Source organism: Pseudomonas sp. NPDC089752 (genome assembly GCF_044748725.1).
In the GTDB taxonomy this organism is placed as follows: Bacteria; Pseudomonadota; Gammaproteobacteria; order Pseudomonadales; family Pseudomonadaceae; genus Aquipseudomonas.
Genome location: NZ_JBIVGP010000007.1, coordinates 287,428 through 309,502, shown reverse-complemented (window position 1 = coordinate 309,502; position 22,075 = coordinate 287,428). Strand labels below are relative to the sequence as shown.

Annotated in this window: 15 protein-coding genes; 12 read left to right on the top strand and 3 right to left on the bottom strand. The window is 63.4% G+C overall.

Annotated features, from left to right (window positions below):
- The first annotated feature begins 228 nt into the window (after positions 1-228).
- The 6 genes from ACIPZF_RS14535 to ACIPZF_RS14510 all read left to right on the top strand — a co-directional run bounded on the left by ACIPZF_RS14535 (position 229) and on the right by ACIPZF_RS14510 (position 6,737).
- Positions 229-1,146 carry a glutamate/aspartate ABC transporter substrate-binding protein gene (locus ACIPZF_RS14535; protein WP_400800410.1) on the top strand — a complete coding sequence of 306 codons (918 nt, stop codon included), beginning with the start codon at positions 229-231 and terminating at the stop codon, positions 1,144-1,146.
- A gap of 142 nt (positions 1,147-1,288) precedes the next feature.
- Positions 1,289-2,035 carry an amino acid ABC transporter permease gene (locus ACIPZF_RS14530; RefSeq protein ID WP_012051388.1) on the top strand — a complete coding sequence of 249 codons (747 nt, stop codon included), beginning with the start codon at positions 1,289-1,291 and terminating at the stop codon, positions 2,033-2,035.
- Positions 2,036-2,707 carry an amino acid ABC transporter permease gene (locus ACIPZF_RS14525; protein WP_400800407.1) on the top strand — a complete coding sequence of 224 codons (672 nt, stop codon included), beginning with the start codon at positions 2,036-2,038 and terminating at the stop codon, positions 2,705-2,707. It abuts the gene before it with no gap.
- Entirely contained in the window at positions 2,704-3,438 is a 735-nt protein-coding gene (locus tag ACIPZF_RS14520; RefSeq protein WP_176511050.1) for an amino acid ABC transporter ATP-binding protein, read from the top strand. Before ACIPZF_RS14525 ends, ACIPZF_RS14520 begins: the two co-directional genes overlap by 4 nt.
- 69 nt (positions 3,439-3,507) lie before the next feature.
- The gene (locus tag ACIPZF_RS14515; protein WP_400800404.1) at positions 3,508-5,412 is read left to right on the top strand and encodes an ATP-binding protein; all 1,905 of its coding nucleotides are present in this window, start codon (positions 3,508-3,510) and stop codon (positions 5,410-5,412) included.
- Positions 5,409-6,737: a sigma-54-dependent transcriptional regulator gene (locus ACIPZF_RS14510; protein ID WP_400800401.1), complete on the top strand. Its 1,329-nt coding sequence runs from the start codon at positions 5,409-5,411 to the stop codon at positions 6,735-6,737. The genes ACIPZF_RS14515 and ACIPZF_RS14510 overlap by 4 nt, the downstream gene beginning before the upstream one ends.
- Before the next feature lie 99 nt (positions 6,738-6,836).
- Here the strand turns inward: ACIPZF_RS14510 and ACIPZF_RS14505 are convergent, their stop codons facing one another.
- Positions 6,837-7,832, bottom strand: a complete 996-nt coding sequence (locus ACIPZF_RS14505) for an alpha/beta fold hydrolase (RefSeq protein WP_400800398.1) — start codon at positions 7,830-7,832, stop codon at positions 6,837-6,839.
- Between the two features lie 196 nt (positions 7,833-8,028).
- On the opposite strand from ACIPZF_RS14505, the gene metR reads away from it, so the two are divergent.
- Positions 8,029-8,946: a transcriptional regulator MetR gene (gene metR / locus ACIPZF_RS14500; RefSeq protein WP_400800395.1), complete on the top strand. Its 918-nt coding sequence runs from the start codon at positions 8,029-8,031 to the stop codon at positions 8,944-8,946.
- On the opposite strand, the gene ACIPZF_RS14495 is transcribed toward metR, so the two are convergent.
- On the bottom strand, positions 8,930-9,343 hold the full coding sequence (locus tag ACIPZF_RS14495; protein ID WP_400800392.1) for an NUDIX domain-containing protein: 414 nt from the start codon (positions 9,341-9,343) through the stop codon (positions 8,930-8,932). The genes metR and ACIPZF_RS14495 overlap by 17 nt on opposite strands.
- 122 nt (positions 9,344-9,465) lie before the next feature.
- Here ACIPZF_RS14495 and ACIPZF_RS14490 point away from each other — a divergent pair, with 122 nt between their 5' ends.
- Positions 9,466-13,746 carry a DEAD/DEAH box helicase gene (locus ACIPZF_RS14490; RefSeq protein ID WP_400800389.1) on the top strand — a complete coding sequence of 1,427 codons (4,281 nt, stop codon included), beginning with the start codon at positions 9,466-9,468 and terminating at the stop codon, positions 13,744-13,746.
- A gap of 269 nt (positions 13,747-14,015) precedes the next feature.
- Positions 14,016-15,635: an FMN-binding glutamate synthase family protein gene (locus ACIPZF_RS14485; RefSeq protein ID WP_400800386.1), complete on the top strand. Its 1,620-nt coding sequence runs from the start codon at positions 14,016-14,018 to the stop codon at positions 15,633-15,635.
- A 40-nt stretch (positions 15,636-15,675) separates the two neighbouring features.
- Here the strand turns inward: ACIPZF_RS14485 and ACIPZF_RS14480 are convergent, their stop codons facing one another.
- Entirely contained in the window at positions 15,676-17,094 is a 1,419-nt protein-coding gene (locus ACIPZF_RS14480; protein ID WP_400800384.1) for an amino acid permease, read from the bottom strand.
- Positions 17,095-17,485: 391 nt separating this feature from the next.
- Here ACIPZF_RS14480 and ACIPZF_RS14475 point away from each other — a divergent pair, with 391 nt between their 5' ends.
- The 3 genes from ACIPZF_RS14475 to ACIPZF_RS14465 all read left to right on the top strand — a co-directional run bounded on the left by ACIPZF_RS14475 (position 17,486) and on the right by ACIPZF_RS14465 (position 22,012).
- Positions 17,486-20,623 (top strand): transglycosylase domain-containing protein, encoded by a 3,138-nt coding sequence (locus ACIPZF_RS14475; RefSeq protein ID WP_400800381.1) that lies wholly within the window; start codon positions 17,486-17,488, stop codon positions 20,621-20,623.
- 89 nt (positions 20,624-20,712) lie between these two features.
- The gene (locus ACIPZF_RS14470; RefSeq protein WP_400800378.1) at positions 20,713-21,258 is read left to right on the top strand and encodes a PadR family transcriptional regulator; all 546 of its coding nucleotides are present in this window, start codon (positions 20,713-20,715) and stop codon (positions 21,256-21,258) included.
- Positions 21,251-22,012 (top strand): siderophore-interacting protein, encoded by a 762-nt coding sequence (locus ACIPZF_RS14465; protein WP_400800376.1) that lies wholly within the window; start codon positions 21,251-21,253, stop codon positions 22,010-22,012. The genes ACIPZF_RS14470 and ACIPZF_RS14465 overlap by 8 nt, the downstream gene beginning before the upstream one ends.
- Positions 22,013-22,075: the final 63 nt, after the last annotated feature.

The following is a 22,075-nucleotide window of genomic DNA, read 5'->3' as shown; positions in this document are numbered from 1 at the left end:
GAACAGCGGAAAAGTATTCGTTCGGATATTCGATCAACTTGAACTTCGCCGTTACTTGAAAAACCCTTGAACCTCTCGGTTTACAGGCCGTTATCATAAAACAGAGAGCTTGGCACGACTCATGCTCTACACTTGGTAGCCGAATGCTCTCGCTTCTTGCGGTATTCGTTGAACGAAAGAGTCCGCCAACGGCTCCATAAAAAAAACAAACACGTCGAGGAAAATTTGATGCGTATCGTTCGTCAATTGCTGGGCGCCGCCATCGCGGCCGCGGTCATCGCTTCGCCCGCCATGGCCGAAGAACTGACCGGCACCCTGAAGAAGATCAAGGATTCGGGCACCATCACCCTGGGGCACCGCGACTCCTCCATTCCGTTTTCCTACCTGGCTGGCAAGCCGGAGCCTGTGGGCTACTCCCACGACATCCAGCTGGCAGTGGTCGAAGCCCTGAAGAAGCAACTGGGCACCGACATCAAGGTCAAGTACAACCTGGTCACCTCCCAGACCCGCATCCCGCTGGTGCAGAACGGCACCGTCGACCTTGAGTGCGGCTCCACCACCAACAACGTCGAGCGCCAGCAGCAGGTTGGCTTCTCGGTGGGCATCTTCGAAGTCGGCACGCGCCTGCTGACCAAGGTCAAGGATGGTCAGCCGTCCTACAAAGACTTCCCGGACCTGGCCGGCAAGAACGTGGTGACCACCGCCGGTACCACCTCCGAGCGCATCCTCAAGGCGATGAACGCCGACAAGCAGATGAAGATGAACGTGATTTCCGCCAAGGACCACGGTGAAGCCTTCAACATGCTCGAAAGCGGCCGCGCCGTGGCCTTCATGATGGACGACGCCCTGCTGGCCGGTGAAATGGCCAAGGCGCGCAAGCCGTCCGACTGGGTCATCACCGGTACCCCTCAGTCTTACGAAATCTACGGCTGCATGGTGCGCAAGGAAGATGCCGCGTTCAAGAAAGCGGTCGACGAGGCCATCGTCGGCTACTTCAAGTCGGGCGAGGTCAACAAGAGCTACGACAAGTGGTTCATGCAGCCAATCCCGCCAAAAGGCCTGAACCTGCAGTTCCAGATGAGCGATGAGCTGAAAAAACTGATCGCCGAGCCGACCGACAAGGCCGCGGACGAGAAGAAGTCCTGATCCTCAGATAGTGGCCTGGTGCGCAAGCACACGAATCAATTCTGCAGGCTACTCATTAGTGTCTAACCTTTCATCCGAGGGCGCCAAGCGCCCCCGGATGCTCGAAGGTGCCCGTGAAACAACCGTCTGAGGGGAAATCCCGATGAATTACAACTGGGACTGGGGCGTGTTCTTCAAGTCCACCGGCGTGGGCAGCGAAACCTATCTGGACTGGTACATCACCGGCCTGGGCTGGACTATCGCCATCGCCATCACCGCCTGGATCATCGCGCTGTTGCTGGGGTCTGTCCTCGGCGTCATGCGTACCGTGCCCAACCGCTTGGTATCGGGTATCGCCACGGCTTACGTGGAGCTGTTCCGCAACGTGCCGCTGCTGGTGCAGCTGTTCATCTGGTACTTCCTGGTACCGGACCTGCTGCCCGAAGGCCTGCAGGAATGGTTCAAGCAAGACCTCAACCCGACCACGTCGGCGTTGATCAGCGTGGTCATCTGCCTCGGCCTGTTCACCGCCGCACGGGTCTGCGAACAGGTGCGTACCGGTATCCAGGCGCTGCCCAAGGGCCAGGAAGCCGCTGCCCGCGCGATGGGCTTCAGCCTGCCGCAAATCTATAACAACGTGCTGTTGCCGCAGGCGTACCGGATCATCATTCCGCCGCTCACTTCCGAGTTTCTGAACGTGTTCAAGAACTCCTCGGTGGCTTCGCTGATCGGCCTGATGGAACTGCTCGCGCAGACCAAACAGACCGCTGAATTTTCCGCCAACCTGTTCGAAGCGTTCACCCTGGCCACGCTGATCTATTTCACCCTGAACATGGGCCTGATGCTGCTCATGCGCATGGTCGAGAAGAAAGTCGCCGTGCCGGGCCTGATTTCCGTGGGGGGCAAGTAAATGGAAATGGATTTCAGCGAAATCATCCCGGCCCTGCCCGCCCTCTGGGAAGGCATGGTCATGACCCTCAAGCTGATGGTCATGGGCGTGGTGGGCGGTATCGCGCTGGGTACCGTCCTGGCCCTGATGCGCCTGTCGTCGAGCAAACTGCTGTCGCGGGTGGCTGGCGCCTACGTCAACTACTTCCGCTCGATCCCGCTGCTGTTGGTGATCACCTGGTTCTACCTGGCGGTGCCGTTCGTGCTGCGCTGGATCACCGGCGAGGACACCCCGGTGGGTGCCTTCACCTCCTGCGTGGTCGCCTTCATGATGTTCGAGGCCGCGTACTTCTGTGAAATCGTGCGGGCTGGCGTGCAGTCGATCTCCAAGGGCCAGATGGGCGCCGCGCAGGCGCTGGGCATGAACTACGCGCAGACCATGCGCCTGATCATCCTGCCCCAGGCCTTCCGCAAGATGACCCCGCTGCTGCTGCAGCAGAGCATCATCCTGTTCCAGGACACCTCGCTGGTGTACACCGTGGGCCTGGTCGACTTCCTCAACTCGGCACGCTCCAACGGCGACATCATCGGGCGCTCCCATGAGTTCCTGATCTTCGCCGGGGTCGTCTACTTCCTCATCAGCTTCTCCGCTTCGTGGCTGGTCAAGCGCCTGCAAAAAAGGATCACCGTATGATTTCCATCAAGAACGTCAACAAGTGGTACGGCGACTTCCAGGTACTGACCGACTGCAGCACCGAGGTCAAGAAAGGCGAAGTGGTGGTGGTTTGCGGCCCGTCGGGCTCGGGTAAATCCACCTTGATCAAGTGCGTCAACGCGCTGGAGCCGTTCCAGAAGGGCGACATCGTGGTCGACGGTACCTCCATCGCCGACCCGAAGACCAACCTGCCCAAGCTGCGTTCACGCGTGGGCATGGTGTTCCAGCACTTCGAGCTGTTCCCGCACCTGACCATCACCGAGAACCTGACCATCGCCCAACGCAAGGTCCTCGGCCGCAGCGAGGCGGAAGCCTCCAAGAAGGGCCTGGCCCTGCTCGATCGCGTCGGCCTCAGTGCCCACGCCAAGAAGCACCCCGGCCAGCTCTCCGGCGGCCAGCAGCAGCGCGTGGCGATTGCCCGCGCGCTGGCCATGGACCCGATCGTCATGCTGTTCGACGAACCGACCTCGGCACTGGACCCGGAGATGGTCAGCGAAGTACTGGACGTGATGGTGCAGCTGGCCCACGAGGGCATGACCATGATGTGCGTGACCCACGAGATGGGCTTTGCACGCAAGGTCGCCAACCGGGTCATCTTCATGGACAAGGGCAGCATCATCGAGGACTGTACCAAGGAAGAATTCTTCGGTGACCAGAGCGCCCGCGACCAACGCACCCAGCACTTCCTCAGCAAGATCCTGCAACACTAAGTCGGCCACCGCTTCCGCTGCTCCGGGCTCCTCCGGGCAGCGGATGCTGGTCGTGACAAGGCCACTGTGATGAAATGCGACCCCTCGCTACTTCTTCCTGCCAAGCCTGCCGTGAAATCCCGCCTGATCCGCCAATTGCTGTTGCCGCCCCTGATCATCCTGCTGATGGTCGGTCTAGGGATGGCTGGGTACCTGATCAGCGAAAGCAACGGCATCCGCACCCTCAGCGATAACGGCGAGCGCGCGCTTGAACTGCACGCGCGCACGGTCGAGAGCGAAATCAGCAAGTACACTTATTTGCCCAGCCTGCTGGAGCTGGAAGACAGCGTCTCGCAGCTGCTCACCGACCCTGACGGCGGCCCTCGCCAAGCCGTCAACGAATATCTCGAAGGCCTGAACCGCCGTAGCCGCAGCCGGGCGATCTTCGTCCTCGATACCAATGGCCGCGTGCAGGCCACCAGCAACTGGCGCGATGCCGACTCGTTCCTCGGTGAAGACCTGTCGTTCCGCGCCTATTTCCAGACCGCCGTGCGCGGCGAACCGGGCCGTTTCTACGGCATCGGCAGCACCACGGGCGAAGCGGGCTACTACCTGGCCCACGGCCTGGAGGAACACGGCAAGATCATTGGCGTGGCGGTGATCAAGGTGCGTCTCGACACCCTGGAGGAGCGCTGGCAGCGCGCTCGCCTGGAAGCCTTCGTCAGCGACGAAAATGGCATCATCATCCTCTCCAGCGACCCGGCGCGGCGGTTGAAATCGGTGCGCCCGCTGACCCCGCAAATCAAGGAACGCCTGGCGCGCAGCCTGCAATATTACTGGTGGCCGCTTAACGAGCTGGAGCCGCTGGCCCGCGAGACATTGGCCGATGGCGTGGAAAAACTGACCTTCCCGGCCAACAGCGAAACCGCCCACGGCAAGCCCCACGAGGTGGCGTACCTGGCGCAGACCCGGCGCCTGGTCGACACTCCCTGGCATTTCACCCTGCTCACCCCCTTGCAGGACCTGCGCCGCGAATCGATGATGCAAGGCATTCTGGTCGGCGTGGCGTTCGCCCTGCTGGCAATTCTCGGCATCGCCTGGAACGAGCGACGCAAGGTGATTGCCACCCGCCTGGCTGCCCGTGAGGCGCTGGAAGAGGCCAACAGCCAGCTGGAACGGCGCATCGCCGACCGTACCGCCGACCTGCGCGCCAGCAACGAGCGGCTCAAGGGCCAGATCCGCGAGCGACGCCACGCCGAGCAGACCTTGCGCCATGCTCAGGACGAGTTGGTGCAGGCAGGCAAGCTGGCGGCCATCGGGCAGATGTCCACCAGCATCGCCCACGAACTCAATCAGCCGCTGGCGGCGTTGCGCACCTTGTCCGGTAACACCGTGCGCTTCCTGGAGCGCGGCGCGCTGGAAACCGCCAGCACCAACCTGCGCACCATGAATGACCTGATCGACCGCATGGGTCGCATCACCGCCAGCCTGCGCTCGTTCGCCCGGCGTGGCGACGACAGTGGCCAGGCCTCGCTGACCAAGGCCGTGGAAGCCAGCTTGCAGGTCCTGGGCAACCGCATCAGCGGTTGTCACCTGAAGCTGCACAGCCAGTTCGACGACCAACAACTGGCCATCGACCAGACCCGCCTGGAGCAGATTCTGGTCAACCTGATCGGCAACGCCCTCGACGCCATGGCCACCGTGCCACTGCCTGAACTGTGGCTGGAGGGCGAACTGCACGGCGACAAATATCGCCTGCGGGTACGCGACAACGGCCACGGCATCGATGCCGAAACGCGCAAGCACCTGTTCGAACCTTTTTTCACCACCAAGCCGGGCGAACACGGCCTGGGCCTGGGCCTGACCCTGTCGGCGAGCCTCGCCGCCGCCGCCAAGGGCAGCCTCAATGTCGAGCACCCGGGCAACGGCGGGACCGCATTCGTCCTCGCCCTGCCGCTGGCCTCCCCTCCTAACGAATCGGCAGAGCTCCCATGAACCAAGCGCCACTTACTGTCTTGATCGTCGAAGACGACCCGCACGTGCTGCTCGGCTGCCAACAGGCGCTGGCCCTGGAAGACATCGCCTGCGAAGGTGTAGGCAGCGCGGAGCAGGCCCTGGAACGCATCGGCGATGATTTCGCCGGCATCGTCGTCAGCGACATCCGCCTCCCAGGCATCGATGGCCTGGAACTGCTCAACCGCCTCAAGGCACGTGACCGCAGCTTGCCGGTGGTGCTGATCACCGGCCATGGCGATATCGACATGGCGGTCGGGGCCATGCGCAACGGCGCCTACGATTTCATGGAGAAGCCTTTTTCGCCGGAGCGCCTGGTCGACGTGGTGCGCCGCGCCCTGGAACAGCGCGGGCTGTCGCGTGAAGTGCTGGCCCTGCGCCGCCAACTGGCTGAACAGAGCAGCCTGGAGGGTCGCATCATCGGCCGCTCCCCGGCCATGGAACACCTGCGCGAACTGATCGCCAACGTCGCCGATACTTCGGCCAATGTGCTGATTGAAGGCGAGACGGGTACAGGCAAGGAACTTGTCGCACGTTGCCTGCACGACTTCAGCCGCCGCCAGGGCCAGCCCTTCGTCGCGCTGAACTGCGGTGGCCTGCCGGAAAACCTCTTCGAAAGCGAGATCTTCGGCCATGAAGCCAACGCCTTTACCGGCGCGGGCAAGCGCCGCATCGGCAAGATCGAACACGCCAATGGCGGCACGCTGTTCCTCGATGAGGTGGAGAGCATGCCGATCAATCTGCAGATCAAACTGCTGCGGGTGTTGCAGGAGCGCACCTTGGAGCGCCTGGGCTCGAACCAGAGCATTGCCGTCGATTGCCGGGTCATTGCCGCAACCAAGGCCGACCTCGATGCCCTCGGCCAGACTGGGCAATTCCGCAGCGACCTGTACTACCGGCTGAACGTGGTGACCTTGGAGTTGCCGCCGCTGCGCGAGCGCCGCGAAGACATCCTGCAGTTGTTCGAACATTTCCTGCAGCAGTCGGCGCTGCGTTTCGACCGCGAGACGCCGACGTTGGACAGCCAGACCTTGTCGCGCCTCATGGCCCATGATTGGCCGGGCAACGTGCGTGAACTGCGCAACGTGGCCGAACGCTATGCCCTGGGTTTACCAGCCTTCAAGAAAGGCCCGAGTGGTGGCGCCAGCCAGGGCCTGGGCTTTGCCGAGGCGGTTGAAGCCTTCGAGCGCAACCTGCTCAGCGACGCCCTGCAGCGCACCGGTGGCAACCTCAGCCAGGCCAGCCAGGAGCTGGGCATGGCCAAGACCACGCTGTTCGACAAAGTGAAGAAGTACGGGCTCGGCTGAGATCCCCGTAGGAGCGGCTTCAGCCGCGAACACCGGCGAAGCCGGTGCCATCCACCGCGTCGCCTGTTTCGCGGCTGAAGCCGCTCCCACCAGGGGAGGTCAAAGCCCTGCGATATGCGTGACATCCTGCCGATGCGACTGCAGGTAGGGCAGCACCGCCCCCAGCAACGGCGCCTTGAATTCCTCCTGGAAACGATGCGCCAGCCCCGGAATCAGCCGCAACTGGCTGCCTTGAATATGCGCCGCCAAGTGCACCCCATGCATCACCGGCAGCAACGGATCAGCCGTGCCATGCACCACCAGCGTCGGCACCCGTAGCTGATTGAGCAGCCCCACCCGGCTCGGCTCGGCAAGGATCGCCATGATCTGGCGCTTCGCACCATCGGGGTTGAATGCCCGGTCATAGGCCACAGCCGCCTGTTGCAGCAACGCGGCACGATCATCGTGAACCTCAGGGCTGCCCAAGGCCGCCAGCAGGTCAGCCTGCTGCTCAATGGCCACTTGCCGATTCGGTGCGCTGCGTCGAGCCAGCAACTGCACCAAGGCAGGATCCGGCGCCGGCAAACCCGCCGCGCCAGAGCTGGACATCACCAGTGTCAGGCTACGCACTCGCTCCGGCGCCATCGAGGCCATGTGCTGGGCGATCATGCCGCCCATGCTGACGCCCAGCACATGGAATTGCCGTATTTCCAGCGAGTCCATCAACCGCAGCCCATCACCCGCCATATCGGTCAGGGTGTAAGGCGCCGCAACCTGCAAACCTAGCTTGTAGCGCAGCAGCTCCACAGTCAGATTGGCCGACGGTGGCAGCTGGTTCCAGCGCGACAGGCCGACGTCGCGATTGTCATAGCGAATGACCCGAAAGCCCTGGCGGCACAAAGCCTCGACCACGTCATCCGGCCAATGGATAAGTTGCCCGCCCAACCCCATCACCAGCAGCAATGCCGGATCGCGGGGCGCACCGACGCTCTGGTAGACCAGGCTCAGGTCACCCAGTTCGGCCCGCTGTACGGCGACTTGAGCGTCACAACGCTGATCGGCGAACGTCGCCGGCACGCTGACGAGAAAGAAGAAAAACAGCAAAAAAGCCCGCATGAAAGAAACACCAGAATGCAGATCCCCAGTAGAGCGCGAGTCTGATGAATTTAATTCGGGCGCGCTGCCACAGTTCAGTGACAGTTTGATGAACCCTGCCGAGCGGTGCGGCGCAACGTCCAGTCGACAGCCTGAGCAACATGAGGGAAACTCAACTCATCCCTGCTTACTGCAAAATTATTTCCCGGAGTCAGCCGTGCTGGAGATGCGCCACCTGAAAACCCTTCATGCCTTGCGCGAGGCCGATAGCCTGGTCGAGGCTGCGGAGCGTCTGCACTTGACTCAATCGGCGCTGTCTCACCAGTTCAAGGAACTGGAAGAACGCCTGGGCTTGCCGTTGTTCGTGCGCAAGAGCAAACCGATCCGCTTCACCAGCGCCGGCCTGCGCCTGCTGCAACTGGCCGATGCCACCCTGCCCCTGCTGCGCGGCGCCGAGCGGGACATCGCACGCCTAGCCGGCGGTACTGCCGGGCGCCTGCACATGGCCATCGAGTGCCACAGTTGCTTCCAATGGCTGATGCCAACCATCGACCAGTTCCGCGATGCCTGGCCGGAAGTGGAGCTGGATTTGGCCTCGGGCTTCGCCTTCGCCCCGCTGCCGGCTCTGGCCCGTGGCGACCTGGACCTGGTGGTCACCTCCGACCCTCTGGACCTCGCCGGCATCACTTATGTGCCGCTGTTCACCTATGAAGCCATGCTCGCCGTGGCCAACCAGCACCCGCTGGCCAGCAAGCCCTACATGGTGCCCCAGGATCTGCTCGACCAGACGCTGATCACCTACCCCGTGGAACGCGATCGGCTGGATATCTTCACCCGCTTCCTGGAGCCGGCCGACATCGAACCGGCCGCGGTGCGCACCTCGGAGCTGACGGTGATGATGATGCAGCTGGTGGCCAGCGGCCGTGGTGTGTGCGGCATGCCGCACTGGGCGCTGCACGAGTACAGCTCGCGCGGTTACGTGAAGGGCAAGCGCCTGGGCGAGAAAGGCCTGTTCGCCACGCTCTACGCGGCGGTGCGCACCGACATGCTCGATGCACCGTACATGCGCGACTTCCTGCTGACCGCCAAGGACACCTCGTTCGCCACCCTCGATGGGGTCAGCGCGGTACGCTGACAGCCTGGCGGTACAGCGGCAGGATCAGGTCACGGGTCAGTGGTGCCAGTTCCAATACTGGCGCCTCGTCCGCCGCCAGCCACACCACTTCCTCGATTTCTGCCGCCGGCAACACCTGCTCGGCGCTGTCGACGCGGTACAGTTCGGCCTGTACTTCAAAGCCTGGCTCGTTGGCGGCAGGGGCGCTAAAGCGGCCCAGGTGCACGGCCTGGGCTGGGTCGATGCACAGGCCGAGTTCTTCGTGCAGTTCACGCACCAGCGCCTCCACCGGCGACTCACCTGCATCGATCTTGCCGCCTGGCTGCATGAACGCCTGGGTACCGCGCTTGCGCACCAGCAGGGTGCGGCCTTGCGGGTCGATCAACAGCGCGGCGGCGATACGGATGGTGTTGGGCATGCGGCTACTCTCGGGCGGCTCAGGGCGGGCAAGGATCACATGGTGCAGTAATTCAGGCAACCGACCTGCTGACAGACGAACGGCCACTTGCCAAGCTGCCTGCCAGCCGCCATAACCAAGGCATGAACCTGCCCGCCCATCAGCACCCGGTGCTGGAGCTGTTCCACCCCGCCGTCGGCACCTGGTTCCGTCGCCATTTCGCCACGGTCACCGACGCCCAGGCGCGTGCCTGGCCCTTGATCCATGCCGGCCAATCGATGCTGCTGGCCGCGCCGACCGGCTCGGGTAAAACCCTCAGTGCGTTTCTCGCGGTGCTCGACGAGCTGTTTCGGCAGGGCCTCGAACAGGGCGGAGAATTGCCCGCTCAGACCCAGGTCGTTTACGTGTCGCCGCTCAAGGCGCTGTCCAACGACATCCGCCTGAACCTGCAGGCACCGCTCGAAGGCATCAGCCAGGCACTCGAAGACCAGGGCCTCAAGGCGCCGCGCATCAGTACCGCCGTGCGCACCGGTGATACGCCGCAGAAAGAACGCGCAGCCATGCGCAAGCTCGCGCCGCATATTCTGGTGACCACGCCAGAGTCGCTCTATGTGCTGATGGGCTCGGCCTCGGGGCGCGCGGGATTGTCCAGCGTGCACACGGTGATCGTCGATGAAATCCATGCCCTGGCCGGCAACAAGCGCGGCGCGCATCTGGCCCTGACCCTGGAGCGCCTGCAGGTGCTTGCCGGGCGGCCGCTGCGACGCATCGGCCTGTCCGCCACCCAACGGCCCGTGGAGCGTGTGGCGCAGTTTCTGGTCGGCCACCAGCGCCCTTGCGCCATTGTCGATATCGGCCACGCACGCCAGCGCGACCTGGCCCTCGAAGTCCCGCCAGTGCCCCTGGGCGCGGTGATGGCAACGGATGTGTGGAACCTGGTTTACGACCGCCTGGCAGACCTGGCCCGCGAACACCGCACGACCCTGGTCTTCGTCAACACCCGGCGCCTGGCCGAACGCCTCACCCGCCACCTCAGCGATCGCCTGGGCCAGGAGGCCGTGGCCGCGCACCACGGCAGCCTGGCCAAGGAGCTGCGCCTGGACGCGGAACAGCGGCTGAAGAATGGCCAGCTGCAGATGCTGGTGGCGACGGCGTCGCTGGAGCTGGGCATCGATATCGGCGATGTCGACCTGGTTTGCCAGATCGCATCGCCAGGGTCTATTGCCGCCTTCCTGCAGCGGGTCGGCCGCTCTGGCCACCAGGTCGAAGGCATCCCCAAAGGGCGGCTGTTCCCGACCTCGCGCGATGACCTGATCGAGTGCGCCGCCCTGCTCGACTGCGTGCGCCAGGGCGAGCTGGACCAGTTGCAGATTCCCAAGGCCCCGCTTGACGTGCTGGCCCAGCAGATCGTCGCCGAAACCAGCAACCAGCCCTGGCAGGAACAGGCGCTGTTCGACTGCCTGCGCCAGTCAACGCCCTACGCCGAACTCGACGTCGAGCATTACCAGGCACTGCTGCGCATGCTTGCCGAAGGCTACAACGGCCGCCAGGGTGTGCGCAGCGCCTACCTGCACCGCGATGCGGTCAGCGGTATGTTGCGCGGGCGCCGAGGTAGCCAGCTGACCGCACTGACCAGTGGCGGCACCATTCCAGAAACCGCCGACTACGCCGTGTTGCTGGAACCGCAGGCGCTGAACATCGGCAGCGTCAACGAAGACTTTGCCGTGGAGAGCATCGCCGGCGATATCTTCCAGCTGGGCAATGCCTCGTATCGCATCGTGCGGGTCGAGCCTGGCCGAGTGCGGGTCGAGGACGCCCATGGGCTGCCGCCGACCATTCCGTTCTGGCTGGGCGAGGCGCCGGGGCGCAGCGACGAGTTGTCGGCAGCAGTGGCGCGACTGCAAGCCCGCCTCGATGAGCAACTGGCACTGTGCAATGGCGATTTCGCTGCTGTGCTGGTGTGGCTGCAAAACGACCTCGCGCTTGACCAGGCCTGCGCCAGCCAACTGCTCGATTACCTGGGGCGCACCCGCGAAGTGCTGGGCGCACTGCCCTCGCAGCAGACACTGGTGATGGAGCGTTTCTTCGATGAATCCGGCGGCACCCAGCTGATCATCCATTCACCCTACGGCAGCCGCATCAACCGCGCCTGGGGCCTGGCTCTGCGCAAGCGCTTCTGCCGCACTTTCAATTTCGAATTGCAGGCTGCGGCCAGCGAAGATGCCATCGTGCTGTCGCTGTCCACCAGCCACAGTTTCGAGCTGGATGAAGTCTGGCGCTACCTGTCCAGCCGCAACGCCGAGCAGGTGTTGATCCAGGCGCTGCTCGACGCGCCCTTGTTCGGCGTGCGCTGGCGTTGGAACGCTGCCGTGGCGATGGCGCTGCCGCGCTTTGTGGGGGGGCGCAAGGTCGCGCCGCAGCTCCAGCGCATCAAGAGCGAGGACTTGATCGCCGCCGTGTTTCCCGACCAGATCGCCTGCCTGGAAAACATCGCCGGTGAACGGCAGATCCCGAACCACCCCTTGGTTGAGCAGACTCTCGACGACTGCTTGCACGAAGCCATGGACAGCGACGGCTGGCTGGCCCTTCTGCGGCGCATGGAAAACGGCGAAGTACGCCTGCTTTGCCGCGACCTGCCCGCGCCCTCGCCGCTGGCATCGGCCATTCTCAATGCCAGGCCCTACGCTTTCCTCGATGATGCTCCGCTGGAGGAACGCCGCACCCAGGCGGTGCTCAACCGGCGCTGGAACGAGGTACACAGCAGCGATGACCTGGGCGCGCTGGATGCCGATGCGATCAGCGCCGTCGAGGCCGAAGCCTGGCCGCAACCCAGCAGCACCGACGAAATGCATGAAGCCTTGATGAGCCTCGGTGCCATCAGCTATCCCGAAGTGCAGGCCAATCCCGGGTGGGACTTGCCGCTCAGGCAACTGGCCAAGGCTGGCCGCGCGATGCGCCTGCCCGCTGAAGGATTATGGTTCGCGCGCGAGCGCCAGAATCTGCTGCAAACGCTGTATCCGCATACGCCCCTGGAGCCTGCCCTCGCTGTGCTTGCTGGCTTCGATCAGGCCATCGACCCGGACAGTGCATTGACCGAACTGTTGCGCGCCCGCCTGAGCGGCTGCGGCCCGTTGACCCTGGCGCGGATCGCCGCACCAATCGGCAAGCCCGCAGCGCATGTCGAACAGGCCTTGGCTCGCCTGGAAGCCGAAGGCTACGTGCTGCGCGGCCATTTCAGCCCTGGCGAGGTGCAGCTGCAGTGGTGCGAGCGCCATCTGCTGGCGCGCATCCATCGCTATACCGTGAAACGCCTGCGCCGGGAAATCGAGCCGGTCAGCCTGCAGGACTTCATGCGATTTCTGTTCGACTGGCAGCACCTGGCAACCGACGAACGCTTGCGCGGACCACAGGCAGTGGCTGAAGTACTCGAGCAGTTGCAAGGTTTCCCCGTGGCTGCCGGTGCTTGGGAAGCGGACCTGCTGCCAGCAAGGATCAAGGATTACAGCCCGCACTGGCTCGACGATGCCTGCCGTAGCGGGCAGTTTGCCTGGAGCCGCATGGCGAGCACGGCAGCCAGCACCACTTTGGCGAGCACGCCGCTGGTGCTGCTGCCTCGTGCGCATCTGGCGCTCTGGCGCAGCCTGGCACCTGCGCCGACATTGGATGAGTTGGCACCTCGTGCGCAACGGGTGCATGAGGTATTGCAAACGCAAGGGGCGCTGTTCTTCGACGAACTGACGCACGAGACCCATCTATTGCCCAGCGAACTGGAAACGGCCTTGCAGGCGCTGGTGGGCGCCGGTTTGGTCGGTGCCGACAGTTTCACCGGACTGCGTAGCCTGATCATGCCAGCCGCTAAACGCTCATCACGCAACAGCAGGCGCGGTCACCCACCACTCTCCAGCAACATGGCCCACGCCGGCCGCTGGGCGTTGTTGCGCAGAGGCGCTGGCGCCGTGGACGAAGGCCAGCGCCTGGAACATATCGCCCGCAGCCTGTTGCGACGTTATGGGGTGATCTGCTGGCGGCTGCTGGAGCGCGAGAGTGATGTGCTGCCGCCCTGGCGCGAGCTGCTGCGCTGCTACCACCGGTTGGAGGCGCGTGGCGAGATTCGTGGCGGACGCTTCATTGCCGGGCTCGCAGGTGAACAGTTTGCCTTGCCGGAAGCGGTCGGGTTGTTGCGCCAGGTGCGGCGTCGCGAACTGGGCGGCGAGCTGGTGGTGGTCAGTGCCAGCGACCCGCTGAACCTGATTGGGTCATTGTTGCCTGGGGCGAAGGTGCCCGCAGTGGGCGGTAACCGCTTGCTGTACTGCGACGGTGTACCGGTGGCGGTGCGGATTGCCGGGCGCTATGCGTTCCTGGCCGAGGCACCACCCGAAGATCAGCAATCTTGGCGACTGAAGCTTCTGCGCGATACGTTCTGAAGCCGCTACTCCCTGTAGGAGCGGATTCATCCGCGAAGCAGGCACCGCGGTGTATGGCACGGGCTACGCCCGTGTTCGCGGCTAAAGCCGCTCCCACAGCTCAATCCGCGCAGCTTTTTAAGTTTTGTGGAAGACAGGTGCTCCCACAGCACAGGCGCGTGAGAATGATTTTCGATACCCCGAATTTCATTTTCAGCGCCGCACAACCGGGCTATGGTCGGGGTTTGCCTCCAGGCCCTGAGCCTGACCGCGCTTCGTAAGGACCCCGTATGAGCCTGTCACTTCTCAGTCGCTACGCAGTGTTTGCCGCTTGTGTGCTGTTCACCTTGGCGAGCCTGCCGTTCCTCCATCACGAATGGCTGTGGCCGTTCACCCTGACCACCGCAGTGCTCAGCCTGATCGGCCTGTTCGATTTGCTGCAGCAGCGCCACGCGGTGCGCCGCAACTACCCGATCCTCGGCAACATCCGTTACCTGGTCGAGGGCATCCGCCCCGAGATCCGCCAGTATCTGCTGGAGGCCGACAGCGACGCCCTGCCCTTCTCCCGCGCCCAGCGTTCGCTGGTGTATGCACGAGCCAAGAACGAAGCTTCGGACAAACCTTTCGGCACGCTGATCGACGTATACGAATCCGGCTTCGAATTCATCGGCCACTCCATGCGCCCGGCACCGCTGGCCGACCCGGCGAGCTTCCGGATCATCATCGGTGGGCCGCAGTGCAGCCAGCCGTATTCGGCGTCGATCTTCAACATTTCCGCCATGAGCTTCGGCTCGCTCAGCGCCAACGCCATCCGCGCCCTCAACCAGGGTGCCAAGCTGGGCAACTTCCACCATGACACCGGCGAAGGCAGCATCAGCCCCTATCACCGCGAGCACGGTGGCGACCTGGTCTGGGAGTTGGGCAGCGGCTACTTCGGCTGCCGCACGGCGGACGGGCGCTTCGACCCCGAGCGCTTCGCCGCCCAGGCGCGCAGCCCGCAGGTGCGGATGATCGAAATCAAGATGAGCCAGGGCGCCAAGCCCGGCCACGGGGGCATCCTGCCCAAGCACAAGGTCACCCAGGAAATTGCCGAAACCCGCGGCATCCTCATGGGTGAGGACTGCATCTCGCCGTCACGCCACAGCGCCTTCTCCACGCCCATCGAGATGATGCAGTTCATCGCCCAGCTGCGTGAGCTGTCCGGCGGCAAGCCGGTGGGCTTCAAGTTCTGCCTGGGCCACCCATGGGAGTTCATGGGCATTGCCAAAGCCATGCTGGAAACCGGCATCCTGCCCGACTTCATCGTCATCGACGGCAAGGAAGGTGGCACCGGCGCGGCACCGGTGGAGTTCACCGACCACATCGGCGTGCCGCTGCGTGAAGGCCTGCTGTTCGTGCACAACACCCTGGTCGGCCTGAACCTGCGCGACAAGATCAAGCTGGGCGCCAGCGGCAAGATCGTCAGCGCCTTCGACATCGCCAGCGTGCTGGCCATCGGCGCCGACTGGGCCAACTCGGCACGTGGCTTCATGTTCGCCATTGGCTGCATCCAGTCGCAAAGCTGCCACACCAACAAGTGCCCGACCGGTGTCGCAACCCAGGACCCATTGCGTCAGCGTGCGCTGGTAGTGCCCGACAAGGCCCAGCGGGTGCTGAACTTCCACCACAACACCCTGCGCGCACTGGCTGAGATGCTCGCTGCAGCTGGCCTGGAGCACCCAGCGCAATTGGAGGCCAAGCACTTGGTCCGACGTATCTCGGCTACCGAGATCAAGCTGTTCTCGCAGATGCATGTGTTCTTGAAACCAGGCGAGTTGCTGACCGGCGAGGTCAATGGACAGTTTTATTCGCGGATGTGGCAATTGGCACGGGCCGACAGTTTCGAGCCCAACAGTGAGGTGGCGGCCTGAAAGGATTGGGGCCGCTGTTGCGGCCCCAAGGGTTTTCAAATCAGGAAGCGGTACTCGGGACCGCTTGCTGCTCCTTCGGCGCCAGGCGGAAGGTGTAATACAAGGCAGTCAGCAATACCAGGAACGCCGGGCCGATATACAGCGCCACGCGGGTATCTTCGAAGTACGCCATCAGGCCCACCACCAGCACCAGGAAAGCCAGCGCCAGGTAGGAGCTTAGCGGCCACAGCCACATGCGGTACTTCAAAGCCTTGCTTTCAGCCATCGAAAGCCCGGCGCGGAACTTGATCTGCGCCAGCAGGATCATCACCCAGGTCCAGATCGCGCCAAAGGTGGCGATCGAGGTCACCCAGACGAACACCTTCTCTGGCACCAGGTAGTTGGCCAGCACACCCAGCAGCAAGGCACCGATCGACAGCAGCAGCGCATTGCGCGGCACGCCGCTTTTCGAGGTGCGGGCGAACGTGGCGGGCGCCTGGCCATTCTGCGCCAGGCTATAGAGCATGCGCCCGGTGCTGAAGATGCCGCCGTTGCAGGACGACAGGGCTGCGGTGATGACCACGAAGTTGATGATGCCAGCGGCGGTCTTGATCCCCAAGCGCTCGAAGGTCATGACGAAGGGGCTGCCCTGGCTGCCGATTTCGTTCCATGGGTAGATCGACAGGATCACGAACAGGGCGCCGACGTAGAACAGCAGGATGCGCCAGAACACCGAGCCGATGGCCTGCGGGATGGTTTTCTGCGGGTTGCGGGCTTCGCCAGCGGTGAGGCCGATCATTTCGACGCCCAGGTAGGCGAACATCACCATCTGCAGCGACATCAGCACGCCGGTCACGCCATTGGGCATGAAGCCGCCGTTGCTCCACAGGTTGCCGATCCCGACCGCCACCCCGTCGTTACCGAAGCCGAAGGCGATGATGCCAATGCCACCCAGGACCATGGCGATGATGGTGACGATCTTGATCAGGGCGAACCAGAACTCGAACTCGCCAAACGCCTTGACCGCGATCAGGTTGATCGCGCCCATGCTGCCCAGTGCCGCCAGGGCCCAGATCCAGCGCGGCACATCTGGGAACCAGATGCCCATGTAGATGGCCACCGCGGTGATTTCCGCGACGCAGGTCACCAGCCACAGGAACCAGTAGTTCCAGCCGGTGAGAAAACCCGCCAGCGGGCCAAGGTAGTCCTGGGCATATCGGCTGAACGAGCCGGCGACCGGATTGTGCACGGCCATCTCGCCGAGGGCGCGCATGATCACCAGGATCGCCAGGCCGCCGATAATGTAGGAAAGCATGATCGCAGGGCCGGCCATTTCAATGGCTTTGGCCGAACCGAGGAAAAGACCGACACCGATACAGGCGCCCAGCGCCATCAGGCGGATGTGCCGTTCGCCCAGTTCACGCTTGAGCGGGCCGCCTTGTGCGGTCTCGCCATGGGCAGGGGGGTTGCCGACTGGCATAGCAATACAACCTCATTTTGTTATTGGATTTGACCTTCGTGCAGCACCGACCCTGCCGATAGGCGAGGTGTTGGCTTGCCAGGCGGCCTTGTGGGCCGGCCCGTATGCCGGACTAGAGCGTCTGGCATGGCGAAGGGGTCGAGCAGTATAGGAAGCCCGCTGTAGGGCTTTTCACTGTAAATACGTAGAAATTTGGCGAGAAATCCGGGACGGAAGTGCCGTCCACAGATCGACCCAGCCACCCTATCAATAACGACGTAGGAAGGAACCCACACCAAAGGCGCATATCCGACTTTGAATTTCTGCAGTTCTTACAAATTTTTCACCTCCTGCCGTCAGCGTCTAAGCTTCAGACAAGCAACACGAAAAGTACCTGGCCGGATTGAAGATTATGGGCGCACTGTGGCAATCGGAACCAACCGCAACGGAAGCACCCGAAGCACCTCTGGCCGAGACGCCACAACCCAAGTCCCCTCGTCAGCGTCGGCTGTGGTGGCGGCTGATTCTGCTGATCCTGCTGGTGGCGATGGTCGCCATCGGTTTTGCCGCCTACGACGAGTTTCGTACCTCCGAGCTGCAGTCTCGGGAATTCAGCAAGCTGGCCACCACCCTCACCTATTCGCTGCAACCTGGGCCCAGCGATGCCATCGTCTACCCCGGCGAAGGGCCGTTCGACAAGCGCCTGGGCTACAGTGCGCTGGGGGAATTTCTGCCGCGCCTGCTCAAGCGCGACTATCTGATCAGCGAGCAAGTGCATTTTTCGCCAGCGCTGATGAACTACGTCGACCATGGCCTGTTCGCGCCTTATATCGAGAAAATCCAGGCCGGCCTGTCGATCACCGATTGCCGCGGTGACACGCTGTACCAGTACAACTACCCGCAACACCTGTATCCGGACTTCGCCGCCATTCCACCGGTGATGGTCAACAGCCTCCTGTTCATCGAGAACCGCGACCTCCTCGATCCGGAGGATCCAAACAACAATCCCGCCGTCGACTGGCCGCGCTTCGCCAAGGCTGCCTACAGCCAGATCGCAAAGTACCTGGCACTGCCCGGCCAGTCCGCCGGTGGCAGTACCCTGGCAACTCAACTTGAAAAGTACCGCCACTCACCGGACGGCCTGACAGTCTCCGGCGCCGAGAAGATCCGCCAGATGATTTCCGCCAGCGTGCGCGCCTACCAGGGTGGCCCCGACACCACCGAGGCCCGCCAGCGTATCGTGCGTGACTATTTGAACAGCGTGCCGTTGTCGGCGGTGCCTGGCCACGGCGAAGTGCACGGCATGGCCGAAGGCCTGCGGGTGTGGTACGGCGCCGACTTCGACCAAGTCAACCAGGCCCTGACCTCGACGGCGACCGACCCCGACAGCATGGCCGCTCGCGGCCTGGCCCTGCGCCAGGTATTGTCGCTGATGATCGCCCAACGCCGCCCGTCGCATTACCTGTCCAAGGGCCGTGTGGAGCTCGCCGAGCTCACCGATTCGCACATCCGCGTGCTCGCCGCCAACGGCATCGTCGATCGCCCGCTGGCTGACGCGGCGCTGGCCAGCAAAGCGGTGTACCGCGACTGGGTGGCGCAGCCGACCATCGTGCCGATCATCACCAACAAGGGCATCAGCCTGGCGCGCAACCGCCTGGCGGCGATGCTCAACCGCCCGCTGTACGACCTTGACCGCCTCGACGTCTCGGCCACCAGTACCTTGCAGGCCGACCTGCAGATGCAAGCCAGCCAGTACCTGAAAAACCTGTCCGACCCCGCATTCGCCGCGCAGATGGGCCTGATCGGCGAGCGCCTGCTGACCAGCAAGACCACCGACCAGGTGCGCTACAGCTTCACCTTGTTCGAGCGCACCGCCGATGGCTCGCGGGTGCGTGTGCAGACCGACAGCACCGATCAGCCGTTCGACATCAACGAAGGCAGCAAGCTGGAACTGGGCTCGACGGCCAAGCTGCGGGTGCTCACCACCTACCTGGAGATCATCGCCGAGCTGCACGACAAGTACGCTGGCAAGCCCGCCGCGGAGCTCAAGAAAGTCGAAGTCGCCGAGCTCGACCGCATCACCCAGTGGTCGCTCGAGTGGCTGGCGCAGAACAGCAAGAACCAGAGCCTGGACGCCATGCTCGACGCTGCTCTGGAGCGCAAGTATTCGGCCAACACCGGCGAAGCCTTCTTCACCGGCGGCGGCATGCACGTGTTCAACAACTTCCGCAAGGAAGACAACAGCCGCAATCCGACGCTCAAGGACGCGCTACGCGAGTCGATCAACCTGCCGTTCATCCGCCTGATGCGCGACCTGGTGCGCTACGTCACCTACCAGCAGCCGTTCAACCGCGTGCCGCTGCTCAAGGACGACGCCGACCCACGTCGCCAGGAATACCTCGCCCGCTTCGCCGACAAGGAAGGCACCAATTACCTGATGCGCTTCTGGAAAAAATACCAGCGCAAGACTTCGCAGCAACGTCTGGACACCTTCCTCGACAGCATGCGCGTCACCCCGCAGCGCCTGGCGGCGGTACACCGTTACCTGTTCCCCGAAGCCGGCCAGGAAACCTTCAATGCTTTCGTCCGCGCCCACAGCAAGGATGACAAGAAAGCGCTGGCCAAACTCACCGACGGCCGTCTGGTGGAGATGTACGAAGCCTACGGTCCCGGCAAATACGACCTGCCCGACCAGGGTTACATCGCCAAGGTCCACCCGTTGGACCTGTGGCTGCTCGGCTACCTGCTGAAGAACCCCAGCGCAACGCTGACCGAAATGGTCAATGCCAGCCGCTTCGAGCGCCAGGAGGTCTACGGTTGGCTGTTCAAGAGCCGCCACCAGGGCGCCCGTGACAGCCGTATCCGCACCATGGTCGAGATCGAAGCCTTCCTCGACATCCACCAGCGCTGGAAACGTGTGGGCTACCCGTTCGACCACCTTGTGCCGTCGCTGGCCACCGCCATCGGCAGCTCCGGCGACCGTCCGGCGGCGCTGTCCGAACTGGTCGGCATCATCCAGAACGATGGCGTGCGCCTGCCAACCCTGCGCATCGACACCCTGCACTTCGCCGCCGATACACCTTACGAAACCAAGCTCAATAGCGATCCCGACCGTGGCGTGCGGATTCTCCCCGTGGAAGTCGCCCGGGCGCTCAAGGGGGCGATGTCGCAAGTGGTCGACGCGGGCACGGCGCGGCGTATTTCCGGCAGCTTCAAGCTGCATGACGGCACACCGCTGGTGATGGGTGGCAAGACCGGCACCGGTGACAACCGTATCGAAAGCTTCGGCGCCGGCGGCCGGCTGATCGGCTCGCGTTCGTTGAACCGTACCGCCACGTTCGTGTTCTTTCTCGGCGACAACCACTTCGGCACCCTGACCGCCTTCGTGCCGGGGCGCACCGCAGAGGCATTCACGTTCACTTCGGCGCTGCCGGTGCAAGTGCTCAAGGGTATGGCACCGATCCTCATGCCGTACCTGGAGCCGGGCAATCCCAACGAGTGCAAACCTCCACAGGTAGCGATGCATACGAGTAATCGATCGAAAATCTAGATGATAATCATCAGCATTTGAAGGCTTGTATTTAGATATATCTTGAGTAATATCTTGCGATATATCTAAAGACACGGAGCCTTTTCTCCATGCGTGACCACTCCGCCCATGACCCTTTCGAGCGTCGTCCCAGCCGCGGTGAGCGCGGCCCACGGGTTTTCGCCCCGGGTGATCTGAAACTACTGATGCTGTCGCTTTTGGCAGAACAACCGGGCCATGGCTACGACTTGATTCGCCAGATCGAAAACCTGTTCGACGGCAGCTACACGCCGAGCCCCGGGGTCATCTATCCGACCCTCAATTTTCTTGAAGAAGCCGAGCTGATCAGCGGCCAGGTGCAGGGCAGCAAACGTCTCTACGTCATTACCGCAGCTGGTCGCACCGCCCTTGCCGATCAGGCCGTCGCCCTCGATGGCGTGCGCATGCGCATCGAAGTCAGCAAGCGCGCCCTGCGTGGCCACGACCGTCCGCCAGAGATTCATGAAGCGGTCGGTAACTTGCGCCATGCCTTGCACATGCACAGCGGCCGCTGGACCCCGGAAGAAATCGAACGGGTCCGCACGCTGCTCAACGACACCGCCAAAGCCATTGCCTCCGGGCCGGCCCAGGCTGCCATGGAGAACACCCATGAGTGACACCATTCACCGCGTCAACCACGAAATCCGCCAGCGCCGCCTGCAGGTACTGCGCGTCACCGACCTGACCCCGCGCATGCGCCGCATCACCCTTGGCGGCGAAGAACTGCAAGGTTTTACCAGCCTTGGCACTGACGACCACATCAAGCTGCTGTTCGCCGAGACCGCCGAGCAGCAGCAGGCCATCGACGCCCGTAACCTGGGCCGCGACGGCGGTGCCCGGCCGACCATGCGTGAGTACACGCCACGGCGCATCGACCTGGCGGCCTGTGAGCTGGACATCGACTTCGTACTGCATGGCGACGGCCCTGCCTCGACCTGGGCGGCGCAGGCTGCGCCAGGGCAGGCATTGAACATCGCCGGGCCGCGGGCTTCGATGGTGGTGCCGGATATTTTCGACAGCTACCTGTTGATTGGCGATGAAACGGCGATTCCGGCGATCGGACGACGCCTGGAGGAACTGCCTGCAGGGCGCCGGGTACTGGCGGTGATCCAGATCGAAGATGAGCAAGAGCGCCAGCCGCTGCCGAGCAAGGCTGAGGTTGAGGTCGTCTGGGTCAAGCGCAGTGAAGATCTGCTGGCTGTCCTGCAGGGGTTGAGTTTGCCTGAAGGCAAGCTGTATAGCTGGGTGGCGCTGGAAAAAGCACTGACCCGGCAGGCCAAGGAATCGCTGCTGCTGGAGAAAGGGGTTGCGGAAGATGCGCTTAAGGCCGCTGCTTATTGGCGAGCTGACGGGACTGCGGACGACGAGTGATTTCCGTCGTCGTCATCGGCCTCTTCGCGGGGCAAGCCCGCTCCCACAGGCACCCCACTGTCC